Raw genomic sequence first — 19118 nt, forward strand, 5'->3', positions numbered from 1 at the left:
CCCTTCCAGTAAACTGAAAGGGCTTTATATTTATCTTCTTTCCGACTTGCGGACTATTAGATATTTTTTTACGCTTTAGGCGCAGCTTCTGGTTTTGGAGGACGAGGCAACAACACTTTACGAGAAAGTTTCATTTTACCTTGCTTATCGATGTCTAACAATTTAACTTCGATTTTATCACCTTCTTTCAATACACCATCCATAGTTTCTAAACGTTCCCATGAAATTTCAGAGATGTGTAACAAACCATCTTTACCTGGCATAACCTCTACAAATGCACCAAATGGCATAATAGATTTTACTTTACCTTGGTAAATCTCACCAATCTCTGGTTTAGCAGCAATAGCACGGATACGAGAAACGGCAGCATCAATAGCAGCTTTATTATCAGCAAAAATTTCTACGATACCTTTGTTATCAACCTCTTCAATAGAGATAGACGCACCAGTTTCGCGTTGCATTTCTTGGATAATCTTACCACCTGGGCCGATTACAGCGCCAATAAATTCTTTCTCGATAGTTAGAGAAACAATACGTGGTGCATGTGGTTTGTAATCTTCAGCTGGTGTTGCAATCGTTTTCTTCATCTCGTTTAAGATGTGTAAACGACCATCCTTAGCTTGTAATAAAGCTTTAGTTAAAACTTCATATGACAAACCATTGATTTTTAAATCCATTTGACAAGCAACTATACCATTTTCAGTACCAGTTACTTTAAAGTCCATATCTCCTAAGTGATCTTCATCACCTAAAATATCTGAAAGGATTTGATATTTACCAGTTTTTTCATCAGTAATTAAACCCATCGCAATACCTGATACAGGAGATTTAATTTTGATACCTGCATCCATTAAGGCTAATGTACCCGCACAAACCGTAGCCATTGATGAAGAACCATTAGATTCTAAAATATCAGATACAATACGGATAGTGTAAGGATTTTCAGCACCTTCTGGAAGTACTTTTTTCAACGAACGTTGTGCTAATGCACCATGACCAATCTCTCTACGACCAGCACCTCTGTTAGGTCTAACCTCACCAGTTGAAAAACCAGGGAAATTATAGTGCAATAAGAATTTGTTATAACCATTGATGAAAGCACCATCAATCATTTGCTCATCGTCTTTGCTACCTAAAGTAACCGACGTTAACGATTGAGTTTCACCACGTGTAAATACCGCCGAACCGTGAGCTGCAGGTAAATAACCTACTTCACTCCAAATTGGACGAATTTCTGTAGTCTTACGACCATCTAAACGAATACCTTCATCTAACAAAAGACTTCTAATTGCATCGTACTGCACATCATGATAATAATGTTTAGCCATTGCTTTAGTCAAATCTTCAGTTTCTTCTGGCATAGCCTCTAAAAACTCGTTGATAATTGCAGTAAAACCAGCTTTGCGCTCATCTTTGTTAGAACCAGATTTAGCGATAGCGTAAACTTTATCGTAAGTATCAGCGTAAACTTTAGCTTTTAAATCAGCATCATGATCTTCGTGGTTGTACTCACGTTTTACAGTTTTGCCGGTAGCTTCAGTTAATTCAACCTGAACAGCACATTGAACTTTAATTGCATCGTGTGCAAATTTTAAAGCTTCAACCATCTCCTCTTCCTGAATTTCATCGCACTCACCTTCCACCATACAAATATCGTTAGCAGAACCTGCAACCATAAATTCAAGTGTAGCACGCTCTAAATCGCTAGCAAATGGATTGATTACCAATTTACCGTCAATTTTAGCAACACGTACTTCAGAAATTGGACCGTTGAAAGGAATATCAGAAACCGACAATGCTGCCGATGCTGCTAAACCTGCTAAACAATCTGGCATTATATTTTTATCCGCAGAAATTAATGAAATCATTACCTGCGTATCAGAGTGATAATCTGAAGGGAACTGAGGACGTAAAGCTCTATCAACTAAGCGAGAGATTAATACCTCATAGTCAGATAATCTTGCCTCACGACGTAAAAATCCTCCTGGAATACGGCCAGTAGCCGCATATTTTTCTTGATAATCTACCGATAAAGGTAAAAAATCGGTACCTGGTTTAGCACCTACAGTTGATACCACAGTTGCTAACAACATCGTATCGCCCATTTTAACTACTACAGAACCATCAGCTTGTTTCGCTAATTTACCTGTTTCAATTTCTACAATTCTTCCATCGCCCAAATCGAACGATTTTTTTATTACATTCATTTACAAATTGTTGTGATCTGTTTTTCCTCTTTCGAACAGATCGAGTTTATATTTATTTTTTCGAGTATTAAAACCAAAAAAGCCATCTGCCTATTGGCGATGGCTTTTATAACATTACACCGACTTGATGATATCTCTAAGCGATAAAGCTTTGATGATAGCACGGTAACGGTTAATATCTTTTTTGTGAAGATAAGCTAAAATGCCACGACGTTTACCTACTAATTTTTGTAGAGCTAACTGCGTAGAAAAATCTTTACGATTTTTTTTCAAATGCTCTGTTAAGTGGGCAATACGATAAGTAAACAATGCTACTTGACCTTCTGCAGAACCAGTGTTGGTTGCTACTTCGCCGTGTTTTGCAAAAATTTCGGCTTTCTTTTCTGTACTTAAATACATTCTTGAATAATATTAAAGTTAAAATTAATTAATTGTGCCGCAAAGATACTGTATTTTTCTGATTTGAAAAATTGTTGAATTGATTAATTGTCAAATTGTTTCGGTTAGCTAACTGCTTGAGTTAATGAATTGTTTATTCATTATTTTTTTTGAAAATCAACAGTAATTAGTTCTTGGATACTGCAGCCCTGCTATCCGTTGCAATCTTTTTGTTAACGTCAGTGCGCAAAACCTCGTAGGTTTTAAAAACCTACGAGATTTCTACGATTTTGCCACAAAAAGTATTTCCACTCCTATCAGGTTTATTTATCAAAGACACTACACAAAAGTGTCACGCTTCTAAACATATCGCAAATTAATATTGACAAAGTTAAAGGACTTTCGAACCGTAAGTTTAAACATTTATCTTACGGATAAGAATACCCTTACCTTGAGGTTGTTTTAATAGTTTACCTCCATTTAACTGAACAGCAACGTAGTTAAGCTGTAACAAGGCATAGATTTTTTGCTCTGCAGATTTACTCAAATACAAAGCCTCTCTTTCAGCCAATATGCTTTCGCGAGACATATCTGTATCATATATTTTCAATCTGCCCATTACCCAAAAATACAAAAACATTGGATGATTTAAAAAATTTGTTATTCATCGATAAAAAAATCATATATCAACAAACAACTTTCAACTATCATCGTTATAAAAACGGATTGTACAAAAAACTATACATTCAGCAAAAAACAATATATTCGCATTAGAAAATCCCCAACCCCGATATGGCAAAACTGCTAATTATAGACGATGAGCGAGCGATACGAAGTACGCTTAGAGAAATACTTGAATACGAAAACTATGAAGTTGATGATATAGATAATGGAATCGATGGACTGGAACTTATCAAAAAGAACGATTACAACCTAGTTCTTTGCGACATCAAAATGAATAAAATGGATGGAATGGAAGTGTTGGAAACCGCACTTGGCATTAAACCAGACCTACCATTTATCATGATATCTGGCCACGGCACGGTAGAAACTGCTGTTGAAGCCAGTAAAAAAGGCGCCTTCGACTTTATCTCTAAACCACCTGATTTAAATCGTTTATTAATCACTGTCCGTAATGGTTTAGACCGTGGCTCATTAGTAACCGAGACCAAGGTTTTAAAAAGAAAAGCGAGCAAAACCCGTGACATCTTAGGCAATTCTGATACCATTGGAAAAATCAAAGAAACTATTGAACGTGTGGCTCCAACCGAAGCAAGAGTACTAATTACAGGAGCGAACGGTAGTGGTAAAGAATTAGTGGCAAGATGGCTTCACGAAAAATCTAACCGTGCTGACAACCAATTAATAGAGGTCAACTGTGCAGCTATTCCTTCTGAATTGATAGAAAGCGAACTATTTGGTCACGAAAAAGGTTCATTTACTTCGGCGGTAAAACAACGTTTAGGAAAATTTGAATTGGCTAATGGTGGCACTTTATTTCTAGATGAAATTGGAGACATGAGCATGTCGGCACAAGCTAAAGTATTACGTGCTTTGCAAGAGCACAAAATTACACGAGTTGGTGGCGAAAAAGAAATTGATGTAAACGTAAGGATTGTAGCGGCAACCAATAAAGACCTTTTAAAAGAAATTGAAGAAGGCAATTTTAGAATGGATTTGTACCACCGTCTAAACGTAATTAACATTCACGTTCCTCATTTAACAGAACGCACAGATGATATTCCAGTAATTGCACAAAGCTTTTTAGAAGAAATTTGCGGCGAGTACGGTATGCCTGCAAAGAAAATCACTGATGGTGCAATGGAAGCTTTGAAAAGACTGCCTTGGACCGGTAACGTTCGTGAGCTGCGCAATATGATTGAGCGTTTAATTATCTTAAGTGAGAAGACCATTACCGAGCAAGATGTAGTAGTCTTTGCAAATCCAGGAGGGGGAACAAACGTAGGCGCAAGTCACCAGAGTGGAAATGGAAGCCAAAACGGAGGTAGCTTTAACTACGATGGTTTCAGCAACTTTCAAGAATACAAAGATTTTGCAGAGAAAGAATACATCAAGTTTAAGCTAGAAAAAAACAATTGGAATGTTTCCAAAACTGCAGATGATATTGACATCCAACGAAGTCACTTATACAGCAAGATTGAAAAATTTGGCTTAAAAAGAGCAGAATAAACAAAAAAAAGGAGCCGAAATCGGCTCCTTTTCTCTTCAACAACCTACCAACATCAAACCCAATCAACTCCTTTTCGCAATAAATTAGTCGTAACTTCTTCTTCAGTATTAGGTTGTGCCTGTGCATTATAATTCCACTTGGTAGTTGGTGGTAAACTCATTAAAATACTCTCTATCCGACCGTTAGTTTCTAAGCCAAACTTAGTTCCCGAGTCGTAAACCAAATTGAACTCTGCATACCTACTACGACGTAAGTATTGCCACTCTTTATGGAAATCCGTGTATTCCTTATCTCTATTTCTATCTATTAACTCGCTGTAAACTGGCAAGAAAGTATTGCCTACGGCTAAAGAAAAATCCAACAACTGTTCGTAGCTCAACGCTGTATTTTCAGGCTTTAATCGGTCGTAGAAAATACCACCTACTCCCCTAGTTTCGTTACGATGTTTGATGAAGAAATAGTCATCAGCCAATGCTTTAAAACGAGGATAAAACTCCGCTTTAAACTCATCGCAAGCCTGTTTCAAATGATAGTGAAAAAACCTAGCATCTGTTGGTATCACATAATGAGGGGTTAAATCTATACCTCCACCAAACCAACGAGTTTGCTCATCCATCTCAAAATAACGGATGTTCATGTGAATAATTGGCACAAAAGGATTTTCTGGATGTAAAACGATAGAAACACCAGTCGCAAAAAACTCATCGTTCTCTACCTTAAAAGACTTTTTAACCGCTTCTGGCAACTTTCCGTACACGGCAGAAAAATTAACACCACCTTTCTCAATCACATTACCGTGCTGCAAAACTCTCGTTCTACCACCACCTCCGCCTTCACGTTCCCATAATTCTTCCTCAAATAATGCTTTTCCATCTGCAACTTCCAAACCCTTGCAAATACTATCCTGTATTTGTTTATACGCCTCAGCAACTTTATCCTTAAACATGATTTCCTCCATTGTATGCCCAAATTTAAGCTTAATAGCACGCTAACTGAAAAGGAATGTTAGATAGTACATTAGGTTGACACTTTATGATTTACGATTTTAGATTTACGAATTACCATTTAAAAAGCAATTGAAGTATTTCAATCCAACGAAAGCCCTGCTTTACACTTTACTACGCTAAGCTTCGTGCTCGCTCCAATCGGGTTTGACAAACTAAAGCCTGTACGAAACACAAAAACCTAGCACCTTAAAAAAGACTTACGAAGTTTTAAATAGCGAAGCCCAACTTCACCTTAAAACAGAATCGTAAGTCTAAACTAGCAGCTTTCTCATTATTCAATCACAACATTAGCTGATTATCACATCAGCTAATTATCGTATCACCACATCATTTAATGCTCTACATAATCTAAATCCTTACTGAAAGTTTCTTTTAACTGACTCAACGCGATCAAAGAAATAACTATACAAATTACGCCCACTAACATAGCACCTTCCAAAATCCCCAATTTATCCTTAAAGAACTGGAAACCTGTAGTAATGGCAATTAACGAACCTCGTACAAAATTTGGAACCGTAGTAGTAACTGTTGCTCTTAAATTGGTGCCAAATTGCTCTGCAGCAATAGTGACAAACGTTGCCCAGTAGCCCGACGAAAAGCCTAATAACAAACTCAATAGAATAAAACCTTCTGGCGTTAATCCAAAAGAATACAGATAAACTCCTACTGAAATAGCTGTCAGCATCAAGAAAATGAACATCACTTTTCTTCTAGATTTTAATATCTGACAAAGCAAACCAGCCACCACATCACCAATAGAAATACCAATGTAACAGTACATAATACCTTTACCTGCATCTAAAACACCAGTAGAATTTAATGCCTTACCAAACTCTGGTGAAAAAGTAATAAGCACCCCTACAATGTACCATAAAGGTAACCCAATAAGGATACAGCACAAATATTTCTTAAACCTAGACCAATTATTAAACAGCATGAAGAAGTTACCACGCTGTACAGTTTCGTTTTCAGTGGTTTCTTTAAACATACCCGATTCTACCAAGCCAATGCGCAACGATAGCAACAATAAGCCCATACCACCACCAATAAAATAACTGGTTTGCCAAGTGTAGCGGGCACTAATTAAAGCCGCCATTACCGCACCCAGCAAACCCACACAAGCTACAATCATAGTTCCGTAGCCTCTGTTTTTCTTGCTCATGGTTTCGGCAACCAGTGTAATACCTGCGCCAAGTTCTCCTGCTAAGCCTACGCCTGCAATAAAACGGATAATAGTATATTGGTCTACCGTGGTTGCAAAACCGTTGGCAATGTTAGCTAACGAATAAGTGATGATAGAGCCAAAAAGTACGCTTAACCTTCCTTTTTTATCGCCAAGTATGCCCCATAAAATACCGCCCACCAACATCCCAAACATTTGGCTATTGATGATAGTTGCGCCAACGCTGAGCATGTCTTCATCGGCAACGCCCAAATCTTTAAGGCTTTTTACCCGTACTACAGAAAATAGAATTAAATCGTAGATATCTACAAAGTAGCCCAGCGAGGCTACAAGAATAATTAAAGCAATGTTCTTGCTTTTAGTTTGTTGGTTCATTTATAGTTTAGTTTAATGCACTAAACTACAAAAAATAGAAGCAAAAAACTATCCATATTTAGCAGATGGTTATACTATTTAAACCAGCCTTTTCTCCAAAAAAAGATGATTTGTACTAAAGCAATAAAAGCCATCACCAACAAGGTGTACTCGTAGCCGTGCGCTTGGTAAAGCTCTGGCATATTGTTGGGCATAATTTTTCCGGTAACAGGATCTTGCTTGGAGAAGTTCATACCATAAATACCCGCAATAAAGGTTAAAGGGATAAATATAGACGATATGATAGTAAGCACCTTCATAATCTCATTCATGCGATTGCTGATGATAGAAAGGTACATATCGATATTACTTGATGCAATTTCTTTCATGCTCTCTACCATATCCATCAATTGCACACAATGATCATAAGCATCTTTGATAAACATCTTGGTTTGTTCGGAAATCAAATCGCTATCGGTACGCAAGATATCGTTCATTTTATCTCGCTCTGGCCAAACTACCCTTCTCATCGAAATAAGGTTTCTTTTCACCAACTGCGTTTCGTACATCACTGATTTATCCGGACGGGAAAGCAACCTGTCTTCTAGCTCATCCATATCTTCACTCCACTGGTTAAGTACAGAAAAGTAAGCATCCACAATCATATCCATTAATGCATACATCAAATAACCTGTACCACCCAGTCTGATATTGCCCTTTCCCTCTTTCAAGCGATTACGAACAGCATCTAAACAATCCTCGTAAGTTTCCTGGAAAGTGTAAAGTACATTTTTAGTCTGTATGAACGATACTTGCTGGTTCTCTAATGCACTATCTTCTCCAAGTCGCAACATTCTGCTAATGGCAAAATTGTAGCCATCGTATTCTTCAAATTTTGGACGATGATAAGTTCTAGTAATATCCTCCAATACTAGCTTATGGATTTTCAGCTCTTCACTAAACACATTAAAAAGCTCAACAGAGTTAAGTCCTTTAATTTCTACCCAGTAAGAAAAATCTTTATCTTTAGTTTTATTGGCAATATCACGCAGACTAGTAAGCTGAACGACATCAATAGCTTCTGTACTGAAACTATATAAAGTGATTTTTGGCTTTAACGAATTTCCATCGATATAAATAAAACCTGGCGTAGTACCTGGTTCTGGAAGTACATATCGCTTTTTTTTATGCTTAAAACGTATCGGTTTCGACATATGTTTAGTTTTCAGTCCAAAGTAATCAGTTTCAATTCGAGGGTTTAAATGCTTCGAAGATAAAACTAAAAATAATTCTTAGCCTGAGGACCTTGATTAAAGAGCAAATCTGCAATGCTCAAATTAGAAATAAACTCATTTCTGTCGCTAAACACCTGAAAATAGGGCTTTGTTTGAACAGAAGGAACTTCTTTTTTTGTCATCACATTTCTATAATCTACTTCGATTTTAGTTTCATAACTCTCTGTAGAAGTCAAATTTACAGATAGCTTCAATTGTTTAAAAAGCCAAGTAAGCATAGCATAGTTGTAATCGAAAAGGTAGTCATATCTTTTTTCATAAAATGGAGCTAAGCCATCTTCATAAAATTCGAAATAAGCCGAACTTCGATAACAAGTTTGCATACTTAACCAATGTAAACGCTGCCAACGATCTTCGTAGCTAATTTTAACGTCTTTGTAAGGTGTATGAAGTTTAGAACCCCTAGTTACTGGAATAACCATATCTAAACTGCCATTTGGCGATGCAATAGTTGCTCTATTTCTATAAGTCTGTTTCGGAAAATGCTCGAACTTTTCTAAGTTAAATTCGAAATTATTCTCTTTTAAAAGTGTAAAATAACTAACTGGTGGAAGATAAAATAATGGAAATATAGCTGGATTTTGCATCTGATATTTTAAGTTTGCAATTCAGCAGCCAAAATTAATGATTAAAAAAGGTTTTTTGCACATAGGGATATTTTTTTTACACCTCTTATCATTTCTACCACTTTGGTTTTTATTTGGTATCTCTAGTGTGCTGTATTACCTCATTTACTATGTGGTTAAATACCGAAGAAAAGTAGTTCGTAAAAACCTGACCAATTCATTTCCCGAAAAAAGCGTAGCAGAAATCATCAAAATAGAGCAACGTTTTTATAGAAATTTGACCGATATCATGGTTGAAATTGTAAAAATGAGCTCTATTACCAAAGCTGAAGTTTTGAAAAGAGTTAAAATGAAAAACTTCGAATTAGCTGAAGAATACTTTAAAAGAGGTGAAAGTGCTTTGGCTTGCACAGGACATTATGGAAATTGGGAATTAGGCATGATGGCAGTAGGAATGAAGTTTTCTGCCAAATCTTACGTAATTTACAAACCAATTAACAATAAGATTTTTGAAAAGTGGTTTAATGCACTTAGAACTAAGTTTGGAAATATCTTTGTACCAATGAAACAAACCTTGAGAGAAGTGGTGGGAACAAGAAACGATACAACTTTGTTCTGTTTCGCAAGCGACCAAAGCCCTAGAGGAACTGATGTTCATCATACTACAGAATTCTTAAACCAACCTACTGCAGTTCTTTTAGGTTTGGAAAAGATTGCGCTACAAACCAATCGCCCAATATTTTATTTTGATGTGAGAAGGCTCAAAAGAGGCCATTACGAGATAGAATGCATTCCCATGTGTTTAAATCCGAAGGGAACAGAAAAGTTTGAAATCACAGAATTGTTTTTCAAAAACTTGACTAAGACCATAGAGAGAGAACCTGGAGACTGGCTGTGGAGCCACAACAGATGGAAAGCAAACCTCTAATCTTACTTATTTATATTAATACAATCTTTTAATGGAACCTAGCGTAGCGGTAGTAATTTTAAACTGGAACGGACAGCACTTCTTAGAACGTTTTTTACCGAGCGTTGTAAAAACCAATTATAGCAACCTGCAGATTATTGTGGCAGATAATGCTTCTACCGATAGCTCCGTTCCCTTTTTAACGCAGCACTACCCAAAGGTTCAAATTATTATTAACGATAAAAACTACGGTTTTGCAGAAGGTTATAATCAAGCGTTGGCAAAAGTAGAAGCCGATTACTTTGTATTGCTAAACTCTGACGTAGAAGTTCCTGAAAATTGGATAAAGCCGGTGATTGATTTAATGGAAAGCGACAATAGTATTGCTGCTGCTCAACCAAAAATCAAATGGCAACAAAACAAAGCTATGTTTGAGTATGCTGGTGCTGCTGGTGGTTTTATCGACAACTTCGGTTTTACATTTTGCAGAGGAAGAGTTTTTGAAAATACGGAAGAAGACCATAGTCAATACGATACCAATATTCCAATTTTTTGGGCCAGTGGCGCTGCATTTTTTATTAAAAGCAATGCTTGGAAAGAGATTGGTGGCTTAGATGCCGACCTATTCGCCCACATGGAAGAAATCGATTTATGCTGGCGTTTAAAGAACAAAGGTTACAAGGTGGTTTGTTGTACTTCGGCTGAAGTTTATCATGTGGGTGGCGGCACTTTAAATGCCAGCAGCCCGTTTAAAAGCTACCTCAACTTCAGGAACAACCTCATCATCATGCAAAAAAACCTCCCTTTTGGGGAGGCAGTTTACAAAGTTTTTGCTCGTTTATGGATAGATTTATTGGCTTTATTCCAATTTGCATTTAAAGGACAGTTTGGTTTTGCTTTTTCTATTAACAAAGCGCATTACCATTTCTTTAAAGCTTTCTTTAAAACAGCAGCTAAGCGTAGTAGCACACAAATCTCACTCCATAAACATCAGGGAGTTTTAAAAGGAAGTATTGTTTGGAAATACTTTATCGGCAAGAAGAAAAAATTTAGCGAATTGAAAGGCTTATAATTGTTCTTTAATTGTTTTTTCTACCCAATAAACAGTGTTACTTGCCAAACCGATGGTACTAAATTTAACCAGACCATCTTTTCCTACTACCACATGCGTAGGATATGCCTTAACGCCATGCTTATCAGCATAAAATCTTCCATCTGGGATAATGCCATAGTTAAATGGAATAGATTTTAAGAAGCTGGTTAAAGCGTAAGCATCGTCTAATGCTATCGCAATAAATACTATGTCCTTATTTTCTTTGTATTTCGCTACCAACTCATTCAATTCTGGAATTTCTTTTTTACAAGGCGGACAATTAATGAACCAAAAGTTAAACACAACAACCTTACCTGTATCTTTCTTAAAGTCATACTTTACGCCATTCAAATCCTTCATTTTATCAAAACGGAATTTCTCCCCATCTTTAAAAACTTCACTTGTACGTGGCTTTGGCAAAGTAGCTGCACGCTCTTCTTTCTTTATTTTAATGGTAGCTTTTTGCTCCTCAGTAAGTGCATAAACGATAAATTCAGGATTGTCCGAACTCAGATTACCATTCACTCTAATCCCATAATCTCCATTATCTGTTAACTTCTTCCAAACCGCATAAGGATAAATATTTCCTTTTTCATCCCTAACAATTGAATTTTGGTCTAGTTTAACACTTTTAGTAGTAACTGTTTGAGCCAGCAAAATGTTCATACCTAAACACAGCAGCAAAGAGAGCATTATTTTTTTCATAATTTGTTGTTGTTGATGATTGAAGTGATAGCTGAAAATAAATTCTAGCCATCAAGCAAAAATACTATTTTAAGAAGCTTTCCAAAGCTAAGCGATAACCATTCAAACCAAAACCGGTAAGTACGCCTTTACAGTTTTTTCCAGTTAAGGATACATGACGATACTCTTCTCTAGCGTAGATATTTGAAACATGAACTTCTACCACTGGCGTTTTAATGGCAGCAATAGCATCGGCAATGGCAACCGAAGTGTGCGTATAACCACCAGCATTCAAAATAATTCCATCGTAAGCAAACCCAACTTCGTGTAGTTTGTTGATGAGCTCCCCTTCTACGTTGCTTTGGTAGTAATCAATTTCGATAATGCTATATTGTTCTTTCAGCTTCTCAATGAAAGCATCAATACTTTCTGATCCATAAATGCTAGGCTCGCGTAAGCCTAAAAGATTTAAGTTTGGTCCGTTGATGATTTGTATCTTCATTTACATTAAATTTATTTCTTGCCGATGCATACACACGAGTCATTAAATAAATCTGTGTATCTGTGGCCAACAGTTATTAGCTAAATGTATTTTTGTAGCTAAATTGCCTTACGCAATGTTATAAAAAAGAACTCAAATAATGAACAATCGACCATATTTAAAAGGATTTGCAGCTTATTTAAAGCTAGAGCGTTCATTATCGGAGAACAGTATACAAGCTTATACCAATGACGTAGAAAAGCTTTTTCAGTACTTTGAAGCCCACGATAAAGAGATAACTTTAAATGCAATTACACTAAAAGATTTACGAGCGTTCTTGGTTTGGTTGAATGAGCTCGGCGCACAGGCTAGCACACAAGCTAGGGTAATTTCGGGCATCAAATCGTTTTTCAATTATTTGTTGCAAGAAGAACTCCTTACCGACGACCCTTCGGCTTTATTAGAAACACCAAAAATTGCCCGAAAATTACCAGATACTTTAAACTTTCATGAAATTGATGCTTTAATTAATGCTATTGATGCCTCTAAACCTGAAGGAATGCGTAATAAAGCAATCATGGAGGTTTTATACGGTTGTGGGTTAAGGGTTAGCGAATTAACTGAACTGAAAATCTCCAACATTTTCGAAGAATCGGAATTTATAAAAGTGGTAGGAAAAGGTAATAAAGAACGGCTTGTACCCATTGGTGCTACCGCTTTAAAACTTACCAAAATTTATATTGAGGAAGTACGAGTTCATGCAACGATTAAAAAAGGGAACGAAGACTATATTTTCCTGAACCGCTTCGGGGCCAAGCTTTCTCGGATATCTATTTTCAACTTAATCAAATCCTTAGCTATAGCGGCAGGCATTAAAAAAACAATCAGTCCACACACCTTAAGACACTCATTTGCAACACATCTAATTGAAGGAGGTGCCGATTTAAGAGCCATTCAAGAAATGTTGGGACATGCCAGCATTACCACTACCGAAATCTACACCCATTTAGACAGAGATTATTTGAAAACGGTAATTACCGAATTTCATCCTAGGGCATAAAAAAAGCCATCCCGAAATTGGGATGGCTTTTCTGGTATATACAAACCAAACTAGTTAGTTGGTTTTTCTGCCGATTTACCTATTAAATCCATAAACTGGTCTAACTTAGGCGTAATGATAATTTGTGTACGTCTGTTTTTAGTTTTTCCGGCTGGCGTGTCATTTCCTGCAATTGGATTGTACTCGCCTCTACCACCTGCGGTTAAACGTTTAGGATCTACACCATAGTTATTTTGCAAACTCTGTACAACAGACGAAGCACGTAAAGCACTTAAATCCCAGTTGTTTCTAATGTTGGCCATTTTAATTGGCACATTATCGGTATTACCTTCAACCAACACTTCGTAATCTTTATAGTCGGTGATGATTTTAGCAATCTTACCTAAAGTAGCGCTTGCTTTATCAGAAATTTCGTAGCTACCTGATTTATATAACATATTATCAGACAATGAAATATACACAACACCTTTAAGCACTTGTACATCTACATCACTCATTTCTTCCCTGCTTAATGAACGGGTTAAATTATTAGTCAACACCATATTAAGTGAGTCGCTTTTGTTTTTAGCGGCAATTAGTTCTTTGATGTATTTATTAGAAGTATTGATTTCATCTACCAATTTAGAGATGTTCACATTACCTTGGCTACTTGCACTTAAACATTTATTTAATGCTTCCTGTAAATCTTTTGCATTAGCACGTTCTCTTGCAATTGCATCATCTAAGCTAGTGATCCTTGTCTTTGCGTTAGAAAGTTCAGATTCTGTCTTAATTAACTTACCATTGATATCGTTATATTGCTGTTGTACCTGATTAAAATTACCTTGCAGTTCGGCATATTTCTTTTTACTAACACCACAGCTCGCTAATAATACAACGCCCAATATCGCTGATATTGATTTTAATTGATTCATAAGAATTGCTTTAATTGATTTAAAAACAATCTACCAACAATAGTTACGCCAAAAAGTTTTATTTGTGATTAAAATCACATGAAACGATTTAAAGAAAATTAAGGTTTAATAGCCAAAATCATTCGCTCTTTTCCCTGCATATCCAGCCTCAATCTAATGTCTGTAAAACCTTTTAAATCTAGCATCCGAATGGTTTCCCTGCCCAAATTTGCGTTGATTTCAAAAAACAACTGACCATCTTTTTTTAAATGCAACAAGGCAAAATCGGCTATAGCTTCATAGAATATCAATGGTTTTTCGTTACTAACAAACAGCGCAGTATGAGGCTCATTAGCCAATACATTTTCATGCATTTCTGGTTTTTCGTCTTCTTTAATATACGGTGGGTTACTAACGATGATATCAAACTTAACAGGATATGTCTCTTTGTAATCAAGGATATCATCTTCAATGAAACTTACGCCTACCTCATTTAGTATCCCATTGTCCTTAGCAGTACTTAAAGCAGCAGAAGAAACATCTACTGCAGAAACATAGGCTTTAGGCAAATGTTTTTTCAGTGCTATTGCAATACAGCCACTACCAGTTCCAATATCTAAGATATTCACGACTTTAGAATTTAGATTGACAACTTGGCTATCCTGACCACTAACCGCTGTCGACTGACACCTTTCCAATATCCACTTCACCAACTCTTCCGTTTCTGGCCTAGGTATCAGCACAGATGAATTTACCTTGAATTTCAGGCCATAAAACTCCGTGCGCCCAATAATGTACTGAATTGGTGTCCCTTTAGCTAAACCAAGCAAGATATTGTTCAGCTTAAGTAATGCTGTATCTGGAACTAGCTCCTGCTTATTTAAAATATAGTCTGTCTTTTTATAGTTGAGAACATCCTCCAAAGCAATCAGAAACAATGATTGTATTTCATCTTCGTCGTACAATGCACTTAGTTTTTCTTGATATAAAATGGCTAGCTCGGTTAACTTCATCTTTTGTTGTATGTATCTAATCAGTGCATAAATTTAGCCAAAAATCTATTTAAACACATAGTGACATAGCTTATTATAACAAACTTCAACAACAGCATTCAACACACTCAATTCAAAGCCGGAGCATAAACGCCTTAACAACCAACCTATGTTTCTACGTGGCTCAATTTTGATTTCTATGAGTTCAAATCCTGCAAGCTTCTAAAATTTCACTCAGTCAAATGCCAAAATAAAGTCTATTTTTGCAAAGATGGAACATGAGTTTTATATGCATCGCTGTCTAGAATTAGCATTAAAAGGCAGTGGAAATGTCAGTCCAAATCCTATGGTGGGCTGTGTGATCGTCCATGAAGACCAAATTATCGGCGAAGGTTACCATCAAAAAATTGGAGAAGCACATGCAGAAGTGAATGCCATTAAAAACGTAATTGAAACCTACGGAAATCAAGCCGCCCACCTGCTTAAAAACGCTACAGCCTACGTTACACTAGAACCTTGTGCACATTTTGGAAAAACTCCTCCTTGTGCAGATTTATTGATCAAACATCAAATCAAAAAGGTAGTGATTGGCAACACGGATCCTTTCGAAAGCGTGAATGGAAAAGGTATCGAAAAGCTTAAAAATGCTGGCATTGAAGTAGTGTCGGGTATTTTAGATGAAGAGTGCAAAATTGTAAATAGGCGTTTCTTTACCAGAATTAAAGAGCACAGGCCTTATTTTATACTTAAATGGGCACAGACTGCTGATGGCTTTTCTGCTCCAGCAGACCAATCTCAACAATGGATTTCCGGTGCAGAAGCTAAAACTTTAACCCATCATTGGCGCAGCGAAGAAGATGCCATTTTAGTGGGAAAAAATACAGTCTTGGCTGATAATCCTCAACTGAACACGAGAGAAGTCACGGGCAAAAATCCTATCCGATTAGTGATAGATAAGAATCTGGAGACTCCACTCCACTATCACATTTTCAATGATGCCGCCAAAACAATTATTTTTAACGAAGTAAAAACCGAAGTGATCGACAATATCCACTATGTGCAAATGGAAGACATGCACTTCTATTTACCACAGAAAATAGCCTACCAGCTCTATCTAATGGATATCCAGTCGGTAATTATAGAAGGCGGAGCAAATATTTTAAGTCAGTTTATTGCTGCTAATTTATGGGATGAAGCCCGTATATTTACCAGTAAAACGGAATGGAAGCAAGGTATAGAGGCGCCAACAATTAACGCCAAACTAATTGAAGATATCGTTGTTGGAAATGACAGCCTTCAGATTTTGAAACGCTGAATGATTAAAACATTTAACTACTAAGATTTTATAGAAACAACATGGTTTATTTGGTATTGAGTATCATTTGTAGTGTAACGGTTGGCGTTTTGTTTAAACTGGCAAGGCGTTACCAAATTAACCTTACGCAAGCCATTACTTGGAACTATTTTTTTGCTATCGGACTCAGTTTGATGTGTTTCAAACCTGATTTCTCTACGCTAACTGTCGCTAACATCTCTCCTATTTACTTGACGTTAGGCATCTTAATGCCATGTATTTTCATTTTTTTAGGTTTATCGGTGCGCAACGCAGGATTGGCGAGAACAGATATTGCCCAACGTTTATCTCTATTTATTTCATTGAGTGCGGCTTATTTCTTGTTCAAAGAAAATTTCGACAGATATAAGGAAGTAGGAATTGTGTTCGGCTTTGCTGCTATTATTTTTACCATGTACAGAAAGAGCGACCGTGTAACCAGTAAAAGAAGCTGGCTCTATCTGTTATTGGTTTTCTTGGGTTTTGGCATTGTTGACGTACTCTTCAAAATGGTGAGTCAAATCACCGTTATTCCTTACACTACATCGTTATTTATCATCTACTGTATTGCATTTGTGCTTTCTTTGCTTTACCTGCTTTTCTTGGTATGGCGTAAAAAGACCAAACTGCAATTAGTTAATTTCTTCTGTGGCTGTATACTTGGCATCTTCAACTTTGGCAATATCCTGTTCTACCTAAGGGCACATAAGGAAATGTATGACAACCCTTCTACGGTATTTGCAGCCATGAACATGGGCGTAATCATTGCAGGAACTTTAATTGGCATCTTCGTTTTTAGAGAAAGGTTAAGCAGATGGAATTACCTAGGTTTAATATTAGCGCTTGTTTCGATTATCCTCATTACACTATCCAAAATTTATGCTGTTTAGCGACACCTATCAAACCATTACACAAATAAGCGAAGGCATTTTTAGGGACAAAGGCAGTAAATTTATTGCCTATGCCTATCCCATAAAAAGTGAGACTGAAGTTAAAGAGCTGACAGCAAAACTACGAGCAGAACATAGTAAAGCCAGACATTTTTGTTGGGCGCTACGCTTAACACCAGATAGAAACGTACATAAATTCAACGATGACGGTGAACCTTCGGGAACAGCTGGCAGACCTATTTTAAATGCATTGCTGTCTGCTGATGTAACCAATATTTTAGTAGTAGTTGTGCGTTATTTTGGTGGTACTTTATTAGGCGTAACTGGCTTAATCAATGCTTATAAAACAGCTACTGTAGAAGCACTAAATGCCGCTGAGATTGTAACCAAAACAGTAAATGACGTTTATGAATTAGAATTCGATTATTTACTGATGAACGACGTAATGCGTGTGATAAAAGAAGAGCAATTGAACATCTTAAACCAAAATTTCGACACGTATTGCAAGCTAACTTTCGAAGTCAGAAAAGCTAATCTGAATATCGTTATGGGCAAATTAGATAAAATCGAAGGTTTGAAAACTGTATATTTAGGCACTGTTTAAAAATAAGGGATCAGTTGTCAGGGATCAGTAGAAAGTAGTTTACAGTTATCAGTTTGCAATTAACAGTTAACCGAATCACGATTTCAAACAAATAACCGGTTTCAACAATTAACCAAATGAACTAATGAACCAATCAACTAAATTATCAGAAGCTGATTTAATCATCAATCCAGACGGAAGTATCTACCACTTGAATTTACTTCCCGAGGATATTGCGGATACCGTAATTACCGTAGGAGATTTAGACCGTGTACCTGAAGTAAGCAAATACTTCGACCGTATTGAGCTAAAGAAAGGCAAACGTGAATTCATTACACATACAGGTTATATTGGCGATAAAAGAATTACGGTTATTTCTACAGGTATTGGTACCGATAACATCGATATCGTTTTTAATGAATTAGATGCTTTGGTGAACATCGATTTTGAAACCAGAACCATAAAGAAAGAATTAAAATCGCTAAGTATCATTAGAATTGGGACTTCTGGAGCTGTACAACCTGATATCCCTATGGGAACTGTTTTAGCTTCGTCCTATGGCCTAGGTTTCGATGCACTGATGCATTATTACGAACAAGAACTAAGCTTAGAGGAACAAACTTTACTAACCGATGTGAATTCACATTTTGCGGGCTTGGCAGGCATTAAACCTTATTTAACCAAAGCAGACGAAAGCTTAATTAAACAGTTCGCTCACGACATGCCAACTGGAATTACGTCTACAGCACCAGGCTTTTACGCTCCACAGGGAAGACAAGTGCGAGCAAAAAATGCGGTAGCTAATTTCATTGGTCAACTCAATAGTTTTAAAAGCGGCAATAACCGAATTACCAACCTAGAAATGGAAACTGCTGGCATTTATGCTTTAGCGAAAACACTTGGCCATAAAGCTTTATCCATTAATGCTATTTTAGCCAGCCGTGTAAAATTTGAGTTTAGCAGCAATCCAAACATCATCGTAGAAAAAGCCATTAAAACGATACTAGAGCGCATATAAATC

General features: G+C 36.7%; 19 protein-coding genes. 8 read left to right on the forward strand and 11 right to left on the reverse strand.

Features of this window, described 5'->3' with window-relative positions:
* Window positions 1–68 precede the first annotated feature (68 nt).
* The 3 genes from pnp to CRO54_RS07250 form a co-directional block, all read right to left on the reverse strand.
* Window positions 69–2207, reverse strand: a complete 2139-nt coding sequence (gene pnp / locus CRO54_RS07240) for a polyribonucleotide nucleotidyltransferase (RefSeq protein ID WP_097130440.1) — start codon at window positions 2205–2207, stop codon at window positions 69–71.
* Between the two features lie 114 nt (window positions 2208–2321).
* A complete protein-coding gene (gene rpsO / locus CRO54_RS07245) occupies window positions 2322–2606 on the reverse strand; it encodes a 30S ribosomal protein S15 (RefSeq protein ID WP_097130442.1) in 285 nt (94 codons plus the stop codon).
* 394 nt (window positions 2607–3000) lie between these two features.
* Complete coding sequence (locus tag CRO54_RS07250) at window positions 3001–3225, reverse strand: hypothetical protein (protein WP_097130446.1); 225 nt, start codon at window positions 3223–3225, stop codon at window positions 3001–3003.
* 152 nt (window positions 3226–3377) lie between these two features.
* On the opposite strand from CRO54_RS07250, the gene CRO54_RS07255 reads away from it, so the two are divergent.
* Window positions 3378–4775 carry a sigma-54-dependent transcriptional regulator gene (locus CRO54_RS07255; RefSeq protein ID WP_097130448.1) on the forward strand — a complete coding sequence of 466 codons (1398 nt, stop codon included), beginning with the start codon at window positions 3378–3380 and terminating at the stop codon, window positions 4773–4775.
* Window positions 4776–4828: 53 nt separating this feature from the next.
* On the opposite strand, the gene hemF is transcribed toward CRO54_RS07255, so the two are convergent.
* The 4 genes from hemF to CRO54_RS07275 all read right to left on the reverse strand — a co-directional run bounded on the left by hemF (window position 4829) and on the right by CRO54_RS07275 (window position 9202).
* Window positions 4829–5725: an oxygen-dependent coproporphyrinogen oxidase gene (gene hemF / locus CRO54_RS07260; protein WP_097132301.1), complete on the reverse strand. Its 897-nt coding sequence runs from the start codon at window positions 5723–5725 to the stop codon at window positions 4829–4831.
* Between the two features lie 389 nt (window positions 5726–6114).
* Window positions 6115–7341: an MFS transporter gene (locus tag CRO54_RS07265; protein WP_097130450.1), complete on the reverse strand. Its 1227-nt coding sequence runs from the start codon at window positions 7339–7341 to the stop codon at window positions 6115–6117.
* 74 nt (window positions 7342–7415) lie between these two features.
* On the reverse strand, window positions 7416–8534 hold the full coding sequence (gene corA / locus CRO54_RS07270; protein ID WP_097130452.1) for a magnesium/cobalt transporter CorA: 1119 nt from the start codon (window positions 8532–8534) through the stop codon (window positions 7416–7418).
* A 65-nt stretch (window positions 8535–8599) separates the two neighbouring features.
* On the reverse strand, window positions 8600–9202 hold the full coding sequence (locus tag CRO54_RS07275) for a WbqC family protein (protein ID WP_097130454.1): 603 nt from the start codon (window positions 9200–9202) through the stop codon (window positions 8600–8602).
* Window positions 9203–9239: 37 nt separating this feature from the next.
* On the opposite strand from CRO54_RS07275, the gene CRO54_RS07280 reads away from it, so the two are divergent.
* Both CRO54_RS07280 and CRO54_RS07285 read left to right on the forward strand, forming a co-directional pair.
* Entirely contained in the window at window positions 9240–10109 is an 870-nt protein-coding gene (locus CRO54_RS07280) for a lysophospholipid acyltransferase family protein (RefSeq protein WP_097130456.1), read from the forward strand.
* Window positions 10110–10140: 31 nt separating this feature from the next.
* On the forward strand, window positions 10141–11160 hold the full coding sequence (locus tag CRO54_RS07285; protein WP_097130458.1) for a glycosyltransferase family 2 protein: 1020 nt from the start codon (window positions 10141–10143) through the stop codon (window positions 11158–11160).
* Here CRO54_RS07285 and CRO54_RS07290 read toward each other — a convergent pair.
* Both CRO54_RS07290 and aroQ read right to left on the reverse strand, forming a co-directional pair.
* Window positions 11155–11886, reverse strand: coding sequence for a TlpA family protein disulfide reductase (locus CRO54_RS07290; RefSeq protein WP_097130461.1), 732 nt, complete (start codon window positions 11884–11886; stop codon window positions 11155–11157). The genes CRO54_RS07285 and CRO54_RS07290 overlap by 6 nt on opposite strands.
* Before the next feature lie 64 nt (window positions 11887–11950).
* Window positions 11951–12367: a type II 3-dehydroquinate dehydratase gene (aroQ, locus tag CRO54_RS07295; RefSeq protein WP_097130463.1), complete on the reverse strand. Its 417-nt coding sequence runs from the start codon at window positions 12365–12367 to the stop codon at window positions 11951–11953.
* A 139-nt stretch (window positions 12368–12506) separates the two neighbouring features.
* Here aroQ and xerD point away from each other — a divergent pair, with 139 nt between their 5' ends.
* Entirely contained in the window at window positions 12507–13406 is a 900-nt protein-coding gene (gene xerD, locus CRO54_RS07300) for a site-specific tyrosine recombinase XerD (protein ID WP_097130465.1), read from the forward strand.
* A 50-nt stretch (window positions 13407–13456) separates the two neighbouring features.
* On the opposite strand, the gene CRO54_RS07305 is transcribed toward xerD, so the two are convergent.
* Window positions 13457–14326 (reverse strand): OmpA family protein, encoded by an 870-nt coding sequence (locus CRO54_RS07305; RefSeq protein WP_420812682.1) that lies wholly within the window; start codon window positions 14324–14326, stop codon window positions 13457–13459.
* A gap of 92 nt (window positions 14327–14418) precedes the next feature.
* The gene (gene prmC, locus CRO54_RS07310) at window positions 14419–15312 is read right to left on the reverse strand and encodes a peptide chain release factor N(5)-glutamine methyltransferase (protein WP_097130470.1); all 894 of its coding nucleotides are present in this window, start codon (window positions 15310–15312) and stop codon (window positions 14419–14421) included.
* A 250-nt stretch (window positions 15313–15562) separates the two neighbouring features.
* Between prmC and ribD the strand changes: the two genes are divergently transcribed.
* From ribD to CRO54_RS07330, 4 genes are all read left to right on the forward strand, one after another.
* A complete protein-coding gene (gene ribD / locus CRO54_RS07315; RefSeq protein WP_097130472.1) occupies window positions 15563–16606 on the forward strand; it encodes a bifunctional diaminohydroxyphosphoribosylaminopyrimidine deaminase/5-amino-6-(5-phosphoribosylamino)uracil reductase RibD in 1044 nt (347 codons plus the stop codon).
* A 41-nt stretch (window positions 16607–16647) separates the two neighbouring features.
* Window positions 16648–17514 (forward strand): EamA family transporter, encoded by an 867-nt coding sequence (locus CRO54_RS07320; protein ID WP_097130476.1) that lies wholly within the window; start codon window positions 16648–16650, stop codon window positions 17512–17514.
* Window positions 17504–18118, forward strand: a complete 615-nt coding sequence (locus CRO54_RS07325) for an IMPACT family protein (RefSeq protein WP_097130479.1) — start codon at window positions 17504–17506, stop codon at window positions 18116–18118. Before CRO54_RS07320 ends, CRO54_RS07325 begins: the two co-directional genes overlap by 11 nt.
* A 124-nt stretch (window positions 18119–18242) precedes the next feature.
* Entirely contained in the window at window positions 18243–19115 is an 873-nt protein-coding gene (locus CRO54_RS07330) for a nucleoside phosphorylase (RefSeq protein ID WP_097130481.1), read from the forward strand.
* Window positions 19116–19118 lie beyond the last annotated feature (3 nt).

Source organism: Pedobacter xixiisoli (genome assembly GCF_900215335.1).
Lineage (GTDB): Bacteria > Bacteroidota > Bacteroidia > Sphingobacteriales > Sphingobacteriaceae > Pedobacter > Pedobacter xixiisoli.

Coding starts and splice junctions, on each gene's coding strand:
- CRO54_RS07290 (WP_097130461.1), bottom strand. CDS start 11,886: ATGAAAAAAATAATGCTCTCTTTGCTGCTGTGTTTAGGTATGAACATT.
- ribD (WP_097130472.1), top strand. CDS start 15,563: ATGGAACATGAGTTTTATATGCATCGCTGTCTAGAATTAGCATTAAAA.
- CRO54_RS07255 (WP_097130448.1), top strand. CDS start 3,378: ATGGCAAAACTGCTAATTATAGACGATGAGCGAGCGATACGAAGTACG.
- prmC (WP_097130470.1), bottom strand. CDS start 15,312: ATGAAGTTAACCGAGCTAGCCATTTTATATCAAGAAAAACTAAGTGCA.
- CRO54_RS07250 (WP_097130446.1), bottom strand. CDS start 3,225: ATGTTTTTGTATTTTTGGGTAATGGGCAGATTGAAAATATATGATACA.
- pnp (WP_097130440.1), bottom strand. CDS start 2,207: ATGAATGTAATAAAAAAATCGTTCGATTTGGGCGATGGAAGAATTGTA.
- CRO54_RS07320 (WP_097130476.1), top strand. CDS start 16,648: ATGGTTTATTTGGTATTGAGTATCATTTGTAGTGTAACGGTTGGCGTT.
- CRO54_RS07285 (WP_097130458.1), top strand. CDS start 10,141: ATGGAACCTAGCGTAGCGGTAGTAATTTTAAACTGGAACGGACAGCAC.
- CRO54_RS07325 (WP_097130479.1), top strand. CDS start 17,504: ATGCTGTTTAGCGACACCTATCAAACCATTACACAAATAAGCGAAGGC.
- corA (WP_097130452.1), bottom strand. CDS start 8,534: ATGTCGAAACCGATACGTTTTAAGCATAAAAAAAAGCGATATGTACTT.
- xerD (WP_097130465.1), top strand. CDS start 12,507: ATGAACAATCGACCATATTTAAAAGGATTTGCAGCTTATTTAAAGCTA.
- CRO54_RS07265 (WP_097130450.1), bottom strand. CDS start 7,341: ATGAACCAACAAACTAAAAGCAAGAACATTGCTTTAATTATTCTTGTA.
- rpsO (WP_097130442.1), bottom strand. CDS start 2,606: ATGTATTTAAGTACAGAAAAGAAAGCCGAAATTTTTGCAAAACACGGC.
- CRO54_RS07275 (WP_097130454.1), bottom strand. CDS start 9,202: ATGCAAAATCCAGCTATATTTCCATTATTTTATCTTCCACCAGTTAGT.
- CRO54_RS07280 (WP_097130456.1), top strand. CDS start 9,240: ATGATTAAAAAAGGTTTTTTGCACATAGGGATATTTTTTTTACACCTC.
- CRO54_RS07330 (WP_097130481.1), top strand. CDS start 18,243: ATGAACCAATCAACTAAATTATCAGAAGCTGATTTAATCATCAATCCA.
- aroQ (WP_097130463.1), bottom strand. CDS start 12,367: ATGAAGATACAAATCATCAACGGACCAAACTTAAATCTTTTAGGCTTA.